General features: G+C 40.2%; 15 protein-coding genes and 1 riboswitch. Of the genes, 13 read left to right on the top strand and 2 right to left on the bottom strand.

Annotated features, from left to right (window positions below; genetic code table 11):
- The first annotated feature begins 11 nt into the window (after positions 1 to 11).
- Both D1Z92_RS11885 and D1Z92_RS11880 read left to right on the top strand, forming a co-directional pair.
- Entirely contained in the window at positions 12 to 638 is a 627-nt protein-coding gene (locus tag D1Z92_RS11885; RefSeq protein ID WP_128895898.1) for a GNAT family N-acetyltransferase, read from the top strand.
- Entirely contained in the window at positions 613 to 1,572 is a 960-nt protein-coding gene (locus D1Z92_RS11880) for an alpha/beta hydrolase (RefSeq protein WP_128895897.1), read from the top strand. The genes D1Z92_RS11885 and D1Z92_RS11880 overlap by 26 nt, the downstream gene beginning before the upstream one ends.
- Positions 1,573 to 1,755: 183 nt before the next feature.
- On the opposite strand, the gene D1Z92_RS11875 is transcribed toward D1Z92_RS11880, so the two are convergent.
- A complete protein-coding gene (locus D1Z92_RS11875; protein ID WP_128895896.1) occupies positions 1,756 to 3,192 on the bottom strand; it encodes a CAP-associated domain-containing protein in 1,437 nt (478 codons plus the stop codon).
- 137 nt (positions 3,193 to 3,329) lie between these two features.
- Positions 3,330 to 3,635: a DUF3817 domain-containing protein gene (locus D1Z92_RS11870; protein ID WP_128895895.1), complete on the bottom strand. Its 306-nt coding sequence runs from the start codon at positions 3,633 to 3,635 to the stop codon at positions 3,330 to 3,332.
- A 277-nt stretch (positions 3,636 to 3,912) separates the two neighbouring features.
- Here D1Z92_RS11870 and D1Z92_RS11865 point away from each other — a divergent pair, with 277 nt between their 5' ends.
- The 11 genes from D1Z92_RS11865 (at position 3,913) to spoVAE (ending at position 12,894) form a co-directional block, all read left to right on the top strand.
- On the top strand, positions 3,913 to 4,839 hold the full coding sequence (locus D1Z92_RS11865; RefSeq protein WP_128895894.1) for an L-lactate dehydrogenase: 927 nt from the start codon (positions 3,913 to 3,915) through the stop codon (positions 4,837 to 4,839).
- A gap of 91 nt (positions 4,840 to 4,930) precedes the next feature.
- Positions 4,931 to 5,031, top strand: a riboswitch (TPP riboswitch).
- 64 nt (positions 5,032 to 5,095) lie between these two features.
- Positions 5,096 to 5,725, top strand: a complete 630-nt coding sequence (locus tag D1Z92_RS11860; protein WP_164931594.1) for a thiamine phosphate synthase — start codon at positions 5,096 to 5,098, stop codon at positions 5,723 to 5,725.
- On the top strand, positions 5,709 to 6,821 hold the full coding sequence (thiO, locus tag D1Z92_RS11855; RefSeq protein WP_128895892.1) for a glycine oxidase ThiO: 1,113 nt from the start codon (positions 5,709 to 5,711) through the stop codon (positions 6,819 to 6,821). Before D1Z92_RS11860 ends, thiO begins: the two co-directional genes overlap by 17 nt.
- A 31-nt stretch (positions 6,822 to 6,852) precedes the next feature.
- A complete protein-coding gene (thiS, locus tag D1Z92_RS11850) occupies positions 6,853 to 7,056 on the top strand; it encodes a sulfur carrier protein ThiS (RefSeq protein ID WP_128895891.1) in 204 nt (67 codons plus the stop codon).
- A 1-nt stretch (position 7,057) separates the two neighbouring features.
- The gene (locus tag D1Z92_RS11845; RefSeq protein ID WP_128895890.1) at positions 7,058 to 7,822 is read left to right on the top strand and encodes a thiazole synthase; all 765 of its coding nucleotides are present in this window, start codon (positions 7,058 to 7,060) and stop codon (positions 7,820 to 7,822) included.
- Positions 7,819 to 8,694 (top strand): bifunctional hydroxymethylpyrimidine kinase/phosphomethylpyrimidine kinase, encoded by an 876-nt coding sequence (thiD, locus tag D1Z92_RS11840; RefSeq protein ID WP_128895889.1) that lies wholly within the window; start codon positions 7,819 to 7,821, stop codon positions 8,692 to 8,694. Before D1Z92_RS11845 ends, thiD begins: the two co-directional genes overlap by 4 nt.
- Positions 8,691 to 9,368 carry a thiamine phosphate synthase gene (thiE, locus tag D1Z92_RS11835; RefSeq protein ID WP_128895888.1) on the top strand — a complete coding sequence of 226 codons (678 nt, stop codon included), beginning with the start codon at positions 8,691 to 8,693 and terminating at the stop codon, positions 9,366 to 9,368. Before thiD ends, thiE begins: the two co-directional genes overlap by 4 nt.
- 820 nt (positions 9,369 to 10,188) lie before the next feature.
- On the top strand, positions 10,189 to 10,875 hold the full coding sequence (locus tag D1Z92_RS11830) for a DUF421 domain-containing protein (RefSeq protein ID WP_128895887.1): 687 nt from the start codon (positions 10,189 to 10,191) through the stop codon (positions 10,873 to 10,875).
- A gap of 170 nt (positions 10,876 to 11,045) precedes the next feature.
- Positions 11,046 to 11,528: a stage V sporulation protein AC gene (spoVAC, locus tag D1Z92_RS11825; RefSeq protein WP_128895886.1), complete on the top strand. Its 483-nt coding sequence runs from the start codon at positions 11,046 to 11,048 to the stop codon at positions 11,526 to 11,528.
- Positions 11,528 to 12,538 (top strand): stage V sporulation protein AD, encoded by a 1,011-nt coding sequence (gene spoVAD / locus D1Z92_RS11820; RefSeq protein WP_128895885.1) that lies wholly within the window; start codon positions 11,528 to 11,530, stop codon positions 12,536 to 12,538. Before spoVAC ends, spoVAD begins: the two co-directional genes overlap by 1 nt.
- 2 nt (positions 12,539 to 12,540) lie before the next feature.
- The gene (spoVAE, locus tag D1Z92_RS11815; RefSeq protein ID WP_128895884.1) at positions 12,541 to 12,894 is read left to right on the top strand and encodes a stage V sporulation protein AE; all 354 of its coding nucleotides are present in this window, start codon (positions 12,541 to 12,543) and stop codon (positions 12,892 to 12,894) included.
- Positions 12,895 to 12,974 lie beyond the last annotated feature (80 nt).

Raw genomic sequence — 12,974 nt, 5'->3', positions numbered from 1 at the left:
GGAGGAGAGAGATGAAACCTTTGTTCCAGTCTTTTACGTATAGTGACCCTCAGTATAATAAAGTCGTATCTGTCAATCATGTTTCTTTGGAATCGGATGCCGAGTTAATTTATCAATGGATGCATCAAAAGCATCTAGCTCCATTTTGGAAGTTAGATATTCCTTTTGATGAATTTCAAGCCTATTTAAAAAAATCAATAGATGCCACACATAAAGATATTTATATCGCTAGTTTGGATAGTGAACCCGTTTGTTACTTTATTATTTATCAAGTGGAAGAGGATCAGATTAAAAACTATTATGACCATGACGCTTCCGATATTGGTGCACACTTTGCCATAGGTAAAAGAGAATATTTAAAAGAAGAATATATCATTCCACTGACGAGAGGTTTAATATCATTTGGTTTTCATATGTACGAAACAGAACGCTGTGTAGTGGAGCCGGATGTAAGAAATCGAATTGTCATTCCTGCTTTACAACAATGTGGGTTTGATATTTTAAGTGAAATACAATTGCCACACAAAAAAGCGAAACTCATGATGATTGAGAAAAAAATGTTTATATCCAACATGTCACAACTACAATCCATACAGAATGGGGAAAAAGAGTATGTCCGTTCATCCTCAAATGGATAAATTATTGCAGCGAATTAGTGCCCGTATGAAGGAATTGGGACACCCACCCATGTCACAATTGCAACCTGAAGCGTCACGTTTTTTTTACGGTGAAGCGAGGAAAATGTTTGAAAAGAAGAGAGAGCCAGGGGTGACGGTGATTGAAAAAAACATCATGCGCACCAACGATCCTGCCCTTCCTATTGTAATATATAAACCAGAACACAGCAGTGAGAAGTTGCCCGCTATCGTTTATTTTCACGGTGGCGGCTGGGTGTTTGGGGATGTAGATAGTGTGGATGACTTTTGCTCTTACATGGCGAAACAGGCAGAATGTATCGTGATTTCCGTAGATTACAGGCTTGCACCAGAACACCAGTATCCGCTACCAGTTCAAGATGCGGTGGACGCTGTACAGTGGAGTTACGATCATATTGCACAGTATGGAGGCGACCCAGATCGCCTTGCTGTCGGTGGAGTGAGCTCAGGTGGAAACTTGGCTGCCGCTGCTGCTATTACATTACAGCAATCCAGCACCATCCAACTTGCTGCACAGCTGCTCATTGTACCTGTCACGAATTATGATTTTGAGACAGCCTCATACAACGCAGGTTACACCTACAGTCTGACAAAGGAAACGATGATGTGGTTTTGGCAGCATTACTTACAGGATGTGAAGCAAGGCGATGAAGTGCTGGCTTCTCCGCTAAGGATAAAGGATGGTAGAGGGCTTCCACCGACACTCATCTACACAGCACAATACGATCCGCTTGCAGACGATGGAAGGCTATATGCAGAAAAGTTAGAGCAGTTCGGTGTTCCTGTACAACATACATGCTACGAAGGGTTCGTTCATAATTTTACTAATATGATGCATCTCGTAGGTGATGCGAAATTAGCGGTAAAAGAAATGTCTTACGCGCTAAAAAATGTACTGCATGATGGTGAAAAGTAAAATAAAAAGACATCATGTTCATGCATCATACATCCATGTTTTCTGTGTAAGAAGTGTAATAAAACGTTTGCAAATAAAAAACCTATGTACAACACTTAGGATATTCCTTCGTGATGGACATAGGTTTCGTTATGTTATTTTACTTTCGTGTGACATCACTTATTTTGAGACAGGAAAGTAAAGTTACTCCCCTTTTTGTGGTTTATAGAAGTTTTGCGTAAAGTAAGGAACATTATCTTTAAATGCTGTACCAACACCTAAGCGAGTATTTGCGGACAAAATGTTCGTGCGATGTCCTTCTGAATTCATCCAGCCGTTTTGCACATCTGCAGCATTTGTTTGTCCATAAGCAATATTTTCAGCAATAATGGAATATGCAATATTGTCTTCTTTCATTCGATCCCACACCTGTTGATTATCAGGATTGACGTGAGCGAAAAACGCTCTGTCAATCATATCTTGACTGTGCGCTCGAGCTGTATTTGCTGCACGTTCATCCCATATGAAAGGATCTAATCCACGCTTTACACGATCCACATTGGTTTGCTCAAAAATTTGTCGTTCGTAACTGCTAACTAACGCTTCACTTGCACTTCCATAGAATGAGAACAAGTCTTGCTCTACAGATTTCTCTACAATATGAACGGCATTGATGTTGTATCCGTCAAACGTATCGTAATAAAAAATAACATAATTTCCGTCTATTTCGTAAATGCCTGATTCGGTTCCATCATGGTTTAAATTAAAATGCGTATTTCCTTTTTTAATGCCATCTAGTGGTGCACCGAAAAGCGTTTGCACATCGTTTCGATTGGAATCTACTGTAATTTCATCATTTTTGTAATTCCACTGCTTTGCATTACTATATAAAGCGACCACTTGATCGTCTTGTATACCTATTTGCACGTAACGATTATAATCATCGTTGTATATATACCATGTAAATTCGTATTTACTTGATTCTTTGAACCCAGGTTGTCCAAGTTGAGCAGTAACACTGTCAAGGTTGTCTCCGATTGCGATGCCACGCATGTCAAAACTGCTTAATTCACTTGCTTCAACGGACTGTAACTCTTCCATTCCGCTGTCCAGCACATTTTTAATGAATTGAACAGATTCTGCGCGAGTAAGGTGTGCTTCTCCTGCAAAGCCTTCTACTGTAGAGGATGTTCTTCCTTTACTGTAGCCTTGATCTAATAAATATTGGATAGCTTCGTTGCCTTTTAAAGATTGACCATCTGCTGCAGCAATCAATTCTGCTGCGTTGATTCTCTTCATAGCGTTATCCCTTTTTGAGACATTGTTTTGTCCCAATAAAGGATAATTATTTTCAGCTGCAAATTGATATGAAAATTCAGCCCAGTGTGCAGCATCTTCTGCGATATCTAATTTTGCACCAAACGTACGTAAAAATAACACTAAAAATTCTGCTTCTGTCGCATCTTGATCAGGTCTGTAAGAACCGTCACCATACCCATTAATGATTTCATTATCTGCCGCCCATTCTAGACTATCTTCGGCCCAATGATTTTCAATATCAGAAAAAGTTGCTCCTTGTGCAGAAAAAATAGTTGTAAAAACAAGTAATACTGTAAATGCTAAAATAGATTTGAATCTCATTTTATCCCTCGTTTCCTAATCAGTTTCATTTTAAATGGTTAAGACTGTTTCATAGTTATACGACATTCTTTCGCAGAAGTCGTGATCTAGATGACATGTAAATTCATCCATGTTTTGTGATGTTGCCGTACAGCAGTTTATTTTTTGTTCCAATAACGACTTTGTTTCAATTTAGCATCATATATGAAATAGCCAAATGGAATGAAAGCAACAAGCACAGCACCAAATGACCAACGAAATGATAGCTTGGATGTGAAAAAGGCAAGCGCAATCGCGAGCATGTAGATGACGAACAAAACACCGTGCATCGATCCAACAACCGACACCGCTTCTGGAATGTCCCAAATGTATTTAAGAGGCATCGCGATGAATAACAATATAATAAAGGACATGCCTTCTATAAATCCAGATAGTCTAACTTGTTCTACAGGTGATTTTAACATAAGTTACCTCCATTATTAATCATGTAATAAAAATGAAGCTGCATGAGGACAAGAGATATAATGCCTTATGGTTCACCATTCTATCATAACTGTTAAAATGATGGGAGCAAGTTGCACATAAAAGTTTGATTTTAAGGTGACAGATATGACAGATGTGGTACAAATACACTGTCATCTTTCTTTCTTTTAAGGAAAGTATTATGATAAGAAATGAGTGATATAAACATAAGATAGGAGAAATAAGGGGTTTCGGATTACTTATAAAGGAGAGTTTAATGTGACAATACAAATAAAAAAGAAAAAAATAGTCGTCGTAGGTGTAGGTTCTGTTGGTTCCACGACAGCGTATACCTTATTGTTGCGTCAACGAATGACAGAGCTCGTGCTTATTGATTACAATAAAGATAAGGCGTATGGCGATGCGCTGGATATGAATCACGGTTTGCCATTTGTAGGACAAACGAATGTGTATGCTGGAGACTATAGTGACTGCGTTGATGCAGATATTATCATTATTGCCGCAGGGGCAGCACAAAAACCGGGTGAAACAAGAATTGATTTGCTGAAGAAAAATGTAGAGATCTTCGATGGTATCATCTCTAGCATCACCAAGTACAACAAAACCGGAATCATACTGGTTGCTACAAACCCAGTGGATATTTTATCTTATTATTCATGGAAAAAGTCCGGATTCCCTGTCAATCGCGTCATCGGTTCAGGTACATTGCTCGATAGTGCAAGGCTTCGTTATTTAATTAGTGAAAAAATTAACGTTGACCCGCGTAGTGTCCACGCTCATATTGTTGGGGAGCATGGAGATTCCGAAACACCGATTTGGAGTTTAGCTAACTATGCTGGCGTAACATTGTCCTTAACAGATGAGCAGAAAGAAGAAATTGTAGAGGAAACAAGAAGAGCAGCGTATAAAATTATTGATGCTAAAGGCGCGACATACTATGCCATTGCACTTGCCTTAGATCGTATTGTCACGGCTATTTTAAGAAACGAATCTTCCATCCTTACGGTATCCACATTGGTAAAAGATTACCACGGCATATCTGATGTATATATTGGTGTTCCTTCTATTGTGGACGCTTCAGGTGTGCGTGAGGTCGTGCAAGTGCCAATGACAGAACAAGAAGAAGAGTTGTTCCGCAGTTCTGCTTACAAATTGCAAGAAGAAATAGAAAAAGCAAAAATTTAGCAAATTTCTAGTTGCCACAAACATAAAATCGTGATAAGTTATAAACATTGAAGCACAAGAACAACAATCAATGATGACAATAACATATCGTTATTATCACTAGGGGCGCCGTAAAGGCTGAGATGGATAGACTCCAGTCCCTTTGAACCTGATCTGGATCATACCAGCGTAGGGAAGTGATCTCGTTACGTCTATTTATGTTTATTTTGACGTGCATTTTATCACTCCCTATCCATTTATGTAGGGAGTGTTTTTGGTGTACAAAAAACTTCATGTTGTAACAGACGGCCAAAAAAGTGTACAGCAAATCTCAGAAATCATTCGTGAGATCTATCCTTACACTTCATTTATTCACCTTCGCGAAAATCAAAAAAGTGCGAAGGAGCTATGGCAGATTATAGAACGTCTTCATCAATGCAAAGTACCAATGAATAAAATTATCGTCAATGACCGCGTGGACATCGCACATGCAGCTGGTGCAAAAGGGGTTCACTTAGCCCATCACAGCCTAGATGTTTCTATCGTAAAAAAACATTTTCCGCAAATGCAGGTAGGCTGTTCTGTCCACTCTATACAGCAAGCGGTAGCGGCAGAACATGATGGAGCGGACTATGTGATGTTTGGTCACATTTTTCAGTCTAACTCTAAAAAAAATCTACCTCCAAGAGGGTTATCTGTACTACGCACATTGACGGACACACTATCTATCCCAGTCGTTGCTATAGGTGGCATACAAATAAAAAACATGCGTAAAGTGATTAAAGAAGGCGTTGATGGTATTGCCGTCATGTCACCCATTTTTTCTGCGGAGTCACCACTTCAAGTCGCTCAATGTTTTGACCACTATATAAAGATAGGGGAGAAGGATAATGAAGGAACAGGTTGATGCTATTGTCATTGGTGGAGGAGTCATTGGATGTTCTATCGCTTTTTATTTAGCGAAAAAAGGGAAGAAAGTCATTGTATTAGAGCGCGACCGCATTGCTTGCCAAGCTTCGAGTGCCGCAGCCGGTATGTTAACACCGTTAGCGGAATTGTCGGAAGTAAGTCCTCTTTTACAGTTGGCAATGGAAAGTAGTAAATTGTTCCCTGGCCTTGCAGAAGAGTTGCAACAAATAAGTGGAATTGACGTTCAATACGTTCATCGTAATGGTACGTTGAAAGTCGCGTTAAACGATGAAGATGAGAAAAAGTATAAGCATATTATTGAAGCATACATTCAAGCTGGGGAAGAAGTGGCATGGTTGTCTGGTCATGAAGCAAGGGAGAAAGAACCTCAGCTATCGTCTGCTATTCAAGGAGCGATGTACATTCCAAGTGAGAGTCACATCTCCGCTCCAGATTTAACCAAAGCCTTTGCATTAAGTGTGAGAGCACTAGGTTCAGAAGTGAGAGAATTTGCAGAAGTTGAGCAGATTTTAATGGAGAATAACACTGCAATTGGGGTGCAAGTTGGCGGGGAAAGGGTATACAGCGATCACGTCATTGTAGCTTCTGGGGTATGGGCGCAACATGTACTGTCTTCCTCTGGCTTGGAAGCAGGGTTATCCCCTGTAAAAGGAGAGTGTTTATCCGTTTATTCTGATACTCCGCTTGTAAGCAGCACTATTTTTACCCAAGGTTGTTATGTCGTTCCGAAAAGAGGAGGACGCCATATAATCGGTGCAACGATGATAGAAGATAGTTATGACTTACGTGTATCTTCTTCTTCTATTACGTCCTTGTTAGAGCGAGCGATGTACATGATTCCGGCTATCAAGGATGCAAAATGGGAAAAAACATGGGCTGGACTGAGACCGCGCACCGTAGATGGGCAACCATACATCGGTGAACACCCTGACTGCGCAGGTTTATTTATTGCTGCCGGACATTATCGAAAAGGAATTTTATTAAGTGCTATTACAGGGCAGCTCGCAGCAGAGTGGGTAGAACATCGAAAAGTAAGTTCATTTTCATTAGCTCCATTCTGTGTTAGTCGCTAACAAAAGCTACATATAATCGAGGTGATACGTGTTGAACATCATCATAAATGGAGAAACATACGGTGTACCAACAGATGTACAAACTGTGGAACAATTACTATTACATTTGCAATTACAACATAAAGTAATGATCGTAGAAAGAAACGAAGAAATATTAGGAAAAGAAGCCCACGCTCATACGCAGCTTACCATGGGAGATAAAATCGAAATCGTGCATTTTGTAGGGGGAGGATAATATGCTAAACATTGGCTCATACACTTTTCAATCTCGATTAATGTTAGGAACGGGGAAGTTTGAAGATTTTACAATACAAAAACAAGCAGTGGATGTATCGGAGACAGAAATTTTAACATTTGCGGTTCGACGTATGAATATATACGAGCCGAATCAACCTAATTTTTTGGAACAATTGGATGTATCGAAGTACACCTTGCTTCCGAATACAGCAGGGGCACAAACAGCAGAGGAAGCCGTTCGCATAGCTAAACTGGCCAAAGCATCCGGCCTATGTGACATGATTAAGGTGGAAGTGATCGGAGATATGAAAACATTATTACCTGATCCTATTGAAACATTAAAGGCATCAGAAATTCTGCTAGAAGAAGGGTTTCATGTGCTTACGTACACTTCCGATGACGTGTTACTCGCAAAACGTTTACAAGCGTTAGGTGTACATGCGATTATGCCTGGCGCATCACCTATTGGTTCTGGACAAGGTATTATCAATCCACTTAATTTAAGCTTTATTATCGAGCAAAGTGATGTGCCTGTCATTGTAGACGCTGGTATTGGTTCCCCTTCGGATTGTGCTTATGCTATGGAACTTGGTGCAGATGGTGTGCTGTTGAATACTGCTGTTGCTGGTGCAAAAGATCCAGTCAAAATGGCAGAAGCCATGAAGCTAGCGATTGAAGCAGGTAGATTAGGATATGAAGCGGGTCGAATTCCTAAAAAACGCTACGCTAACGCCAGCAGTCCTTTTGAAGGAATAAGCACATGAAGCAAGATTACAAAAGTGAACAAGCCTGCAAGGAAAGTAAACAAAAAAAGGTGAGCAAAGTATTAACCATAGCCGGCTCCGATAGTGGGGGCGGCGCTGGTATTCAAGCGGACATGAAAACGATGCAAGCGTTGCATGTGTATAGTATGACGGCAATTACAGCCGTTACAGCACAAAACACAACAGGTGTACAACAAGTTTTCCCTGTCTCTACTGACATGGTGGTTCAACAAATCACATCCGTAAGTGAAGATATTGGTTTTGATGCTGTCAAAACAGGCATGCTGTATGATGCATCCATGATCGAAGTGGTTGCGCACCTTGCACAGTCTCAGCAATGGCAACATCTCGTGATGGATCCTGTCATGATGGCCAAAGGAGGCGCTCCGCTCCTAAAGGAAAGTGCGGTTGAAGCTTTGAAACAGCTGCTCATACCTTGTGCTTTCATCGTTACACCTAATTTGCCAGAAGCAGAAAAACTGTCTGGAATCTCGATTCATCATATGGAAGATGTAAAAAAGGCGGCGCAGCACATTGCTCAATTAGGTGCCAAGCATGTACTCATTAAGGGAGGCCATGCAAACAGTGGAAGTGATGAATCTACCGATGTATTGTATGATGGCAGTGAGTTTTATAGCTACACTTCCAAAAGAGTAAACACCACGCAAAGTCATGGCACAGGCTGTACATTATCTGCTGCCATAGCCGCATGGATAGCGAGAGGCGAATCCATATACGATGCAGTACAAAAAGCAAAAGCATTCATTGATGCAGCATTGTCGTCTCCACTGCACATCGGTACAGGACACGGGCCGACTAACCATTGGGCTTATAACAACAGGAATGAACCAAAGTGGGAAGTGAGCACATGAATTCTATCCAGCATAAAATGTCCTTGCGACAGATGAAGCACCACTTGTCCTTGTACTTTGTGATGGGGAGCGAAAACTGTTTGCTCTCCCCTTTGCAAACGTTGCAGCAAGCCATTGCAGGTGGTGTTACGATGTTTCAATTTAGAGAAAAAAGTCAAGCTGTGCATAGCAACGAGGCTGAGAAGTACAAGCTGGCTTCTCTGTTACAGTCTTGTTGTAAAAACGCTAACATTCCTTTCATTGTAAATGACGACGTGGAAATGGCCATACGTTTGCATGCAGACGGTGTTCATATCGGTCAAGAAGACGAACAGATACAAACGGTAAGAGAAAAAATGAAAGGAAAAATCGTAGGTGTCTCCGCTCATAACGTTAGAGAAGCGCAAGATGCCATGTTAAATGGAGCTGACTACATCGGTGTAGGCCCTATGTACCCTACAACAACGAAGCTTGATATTTCCACTGTTTATGGTCCATCCATGATTGCCAAGATGAGAGCAGAGGGGATTACATTGCCGATCGTAGGGATCGGTGGAGTAAATATAGATCGCGTACCCAATGTGATGGAGGCAGGAGCGGATGGCGTTGCCGTTATTTCTGCTATATCTAAAGCATCTTCTCCACTACAGTCTGCAAAACAACTGAAGCAACAAGTGATGCATTTCATGACATGAGTCCAGATGAATTGCATTTTTTGATAAACCATATGAACCATATCCAATTACACCACCCTTCTTTATTTAAATGGTGCTATTTTACCCTCTATCACTTGTCTTGTCTATAGTGTGGTCATAAGCACAAGCAAACAAAACAACGGTTGCATATCGTTGTAATAAAGAGAGGAAGGTGATGTTATGTCTGTCGTATCAAACAGCGTTAACGTTCAGACAAGAACGTTTAGATTAAGGGAATTTGCAAATAGATGCAACTGTCCTGTTGGCCAGCCGTGTTCACTGTTTTTCACCTGTCGTATGTGCACATGTGTGCTAGAGACCTTTCCATTTGGCCGCTGCATGAGAACACCCTTCATCATTTCAAATGCTAATGTTAGGTTTAGAAGGAATGGAAGGGTATTAGTGACTTCCCCTAGTGAATATGTACAATATACTGTCATCAATAAACCACGACGTAATGAAATAAGAATAAGAACATTTAGATTTTCTGTTAAAAACAAAAATAAAAGAAGAGCATTTATCCAGATGTCCCCAAATGGAAAATTGATGACAAGTAAAATTTTTTTCAATAGCAAAGGTAAAGTCACAAAAATTAAACCTGTCAAGCATTAATATAGCACCAAGCACACTCATACCTCCTTTAAGATACCCTCACCAACCTTCACTCATTACTATGTAAGTTGTATCTCATTATTTTTCCATTTTATATTCATCAACTACGATGCTAAATCAATCATAAAAGTAATAAATAAATGCTACAGGATAGAGGCATAATAACACACAGAAATAAATGCACTAGGCCCTTACTGGAGGGATACATATGTCGGAATGGGCAGTCGTTATTTTTCGTTCTTTCACGTCCATTATTGCGTTGTTTGTTTTTACAAGACTAATTGGAAATCGTCAAATTTCACAGCTTAACTACTTCGAGTATATTATTGGCATTTCCATCGGTGGCATTGCTGCTTACATTTCGTTAGATTTGGACACCCACTGGTCTCATGGTTTAATCGCCTTAATCGTATGGGCAATATTGCTTTTTCTGATGGGATTTCTCTCTTTAAAATCAAAAATCATTCGTGATTTTATTGAAGGAAAAGGAATTGTTTTAATCGAAGATGGCAAAATAAAAGAAGAGCGATTAAGGAAAGCGAGATACAACTTGGAAGAATTGTTATTTCAGTTAAGAGAACGCAACATCTTCCGAGTTTCTGATGTGGACTTTGCCATATTAGAACCGACAGGAAGTTTAACCGTTATGCTAAAGGAAGAATTTCAGCCTGTTATACGAAAAGATTTGCAATTAATGAAGCAACATGCAGGCATGCCACAAACGGTCATTATGGACGGCAAAGTCATTCAGGAACCTTTATCCATGACAGGGCGAGACAAACATTGGTTGTTCCACGAACTAAAAAAACAAAAACTTACGGTGGATGATGTGTTTTTAGCTCAATTGGATTATACTGGCGCACTGACATTAGATTTATATGAAGACGTTAGGTAGTATTACAAATGATTTTATATAAGATGAAGAAATAATAAGAACCAAGTTTATACCTCCGTTGCCAGGCGTAAAGGTTATCATGTTGAAATTTCTCCATCTTATAGATAGCGATAATAAGTAGGTTTAACAAGTTAATTCAACTTATATAACATCATAGAAGTACTGGAGGTATGGTTAAAGTGGCAGACAAGCAGATGGATGAACAACATTATAAGAAAATAAGAAAAAAACGAGATCCCGGCAGACCTGTACTACGTAATTGTGTGCGTGCTTTTTTAGCAGGTGGAACGATTTGTCTTATCGGACAAGCCATTCAAGAAGCATTTATACATTGGTTTGACTTTGATAAACAAGCTGCTGGTAACCCTACTGTTGCTGTTTTAATCATCATTTCTGTATTTTTTACGAGCATCGGTGTTTATGATAAATTTGGACAGTGGGCTGGAGCGGGTTCCGCTGTTCCGGTTACTGGATTTGCAAATGCCCTTTCCTCATCTGCATTGGAATATCGTAGTCAAGGTTTAGTGCTTGGTGTTGGTGGGCATATGTTCAAACTTGCCGGTTCCGTTATCGTATTCGGCACCGTGGCGGCTTTCTTTATTGCTATTATTCATTGGGTACTAGGTTTATTAGGAATAGGGGGAGGTTCTTAATGTTTAAGGGACAGACTATTCTATTTCCTAGTCATCCAGTCATTACTTCCTCTGCAGCTGTAGTAGGCCCTGTCGAAGGGAAGGGTCCTTTAGCAGAAGATTTTGATAAAATATATGATGATCTTTTGCTGCACCAAGATAGCTGGGAGAAAGCAGAAAGAAAATTAATGCTTGAAGCTGCAAAAATCGCAATAAAAAAATCAGGAATGAAAAGCGAAGACATTCAGTTTTATATTGGTGGAGATTTGATGGATCAAATCGTCAGCAGTAGCTTTTCCGCACGTCAACTTGGCATACCGTTCCTAGGTGTGTTTGGTGCATGCTCTACAGCGATGGAAAGCTTAGCACTGGCAGCGATGATGGTAGATAGTAGTAAAGCTACTGCTGTTCTCGCAGGTACGTGCAGTCATAACGCTAGTGCAGAAAAACAATTCCGATATCCTACAGAATATGGTTCACAAAAACCTCCTTCTGCACAATATACCGTAACGGGTGCAGGCGCATCCATTGTACAGGCGAAAGGACGAGGGCCTTTAATCACATCTGCAACGATTGGAAAAGTCATCGATCTTGGTGTGAAAGATCCATTTCAAATGGGTGCGGCCATGGCACCTTCCGCTGTGGATACGATTGAAGCACATTGTCGAGACTTAAATATTGCTCCTGGAGAATACGATCTGATTGTGACAGGAGACTTAGCAAAAATAGGACACAGTCTCGCATTAGATTTATTTGCCGAAAAAAACTTTCCTATAGATCAAACGACGTATAAAGACTGCGGTTTAATGATATACGACATTGAGAAGCAAGAAGTGCAGAGCGGTGGTAGTGGTTGTGGTTGCTCCGCTTCTGTAACATACGGACATATTTTAAAACAGTTGCAAGCAGGGGAATATGAAAAAATCTTAGTCGTTGCAACAGGATCTTTATTGTCTCCACTAACTTATCAACAGGGTGAAAGCATTCCATGTGTTGCACATGCAGTTGCCCTTCAGAGAGGGAGGAAGTAAACATGCAGTATTTATGGGCTTTTCTGATTGGCGGAGGCATTTGTATTATTGGACAATTATTATTTGATGTCGTCCGTTTAACGCCTGCACATACGATGAGTACATTAGTGGTGACCGGTGCTATTATTGGTGGAATTAATGACTGGTATGATAAATTCATTGAATTTGCGGGGGCCGGAGCTTCTGTACCGATTGTAAGTTTCGGTAATGCGCTCGTTCAGGGTGCTTTGATGGAACTAGAGCGGGATGGATGGATAGGTATTATAACAGGAATATTTGAGATTACAAGTGCCGGCGTGTCTTCGGCCATTATTTTCTCGTTCTTGGCAGCTGTATTTTTTAGACCAAAAGGTTAAAAATAAGGTTGAAAAACCTTTTAAAATACTCCATATTACAATGAACTAAGCACAAAAATATGACGTATAACTAAGCTCCA

Source organism: Longirhabdus pacifica (genome assembly GCF_004115085.1).
In the GTDB taxonomy this organism is placed as follows: Bacteria; Bacillota; Bacilli; order Paenibacillales; family DSM-105158; genus Longirhabdus; species Longirhabdus pacifica.
Note: the sequence above shows the minus strand (reverse complement) of the source record. Positions and strands in the feature narration are given on the sequence as shown.

What these genes read in the sequence shown, in the direction of transcription:
- D1Z92_RS11830 (WP_128895887.1), top strand. Translation starts at nt 10,189, where the DNA reads ATGTCGGAATGGGCAGTCGTTATTTTTCGTTCTTTCACGTCCATTATT.
- spoVAC (WP_128895886.1), top strand. Translation starts at nt 11,046, where the DNA reads ATGGTTAAAGTGGCAGACAAGCAGATGGATGAACAACATTATAAGAAA.
- spoVAE (WP_128895884.1), top strand. Translation starts at nt 12,541, where the DNA reads ATGCAGTATTTATGGGCTTTTCTGATTGGCGGAGGCATTTGTATTATT.
- D1Z92_RS11870 (WP_128895895.1), bottom strand. Translation starts at nt 3,635, where the DNA reads ATGTTAAAATCACCTGTAGAACAAGTTAGACTATCTGGATTTATAGAA.
- D1Z92_RS11845 (WP_128895890.1), top strand. Translation starts at nt 7,058, where the DNA reads ATGCTAAACATTGGCTCATACACTTTTCAATCTCGATTAATGTTAGGA.
- D1Z92_RS11875 (WP_128895896.1), bottom strand. Translation starts at nt 3,192, where the DNA reads ATGAGATTCAAATCTATTTTAGCATTTACAGTATTACTTGTTTTTACA.
- spoVAD (WP_128895885.1), top strand. Translation starts at nt 11,528, where the DNA reads ATGTTTAAGGGACAGACTATTCTATTTCCTAGTCATCCAGTCATTACT.
- D1Z92_RS11880 (WP_128895897.1), top strand. Translation starts at nt 613, where the DNA reads ATGTCCGTTCATCCTCAAATGGATAAATTATTGCAGCGAATTAGTGCC.
- thiE (WP_128895888.1), top strand. Translation starts at nt 8,691, where the DNA reads ATGAATTCTATCCAGCATAAAATGTCCTTGCGACAGATGAAGCACCAC.
- thiO (WP_128895892.1), top strand. Translation starts at nt 5,709, where the DNA reads ATGAAGGAACAGGTTGATGCTATTGTCATTGGTGGAGGAGTCATTGGA.
- D1Z92_RS11885 (WP_128895898.1), top strand. Translation starts at nt 12, where the DNA reads ATGAAACCTTTGTTCCAGTCTTTTACGTATAGTGACCCTCAGTATAAT.
- thiD (WP_128895889.1), top strand. Translation starts at nt 7,819, where the DNA reads ATGAAGCAAGATTACAAAAGTGAACAAGCCTGCAAGGAAAGTAAACAA.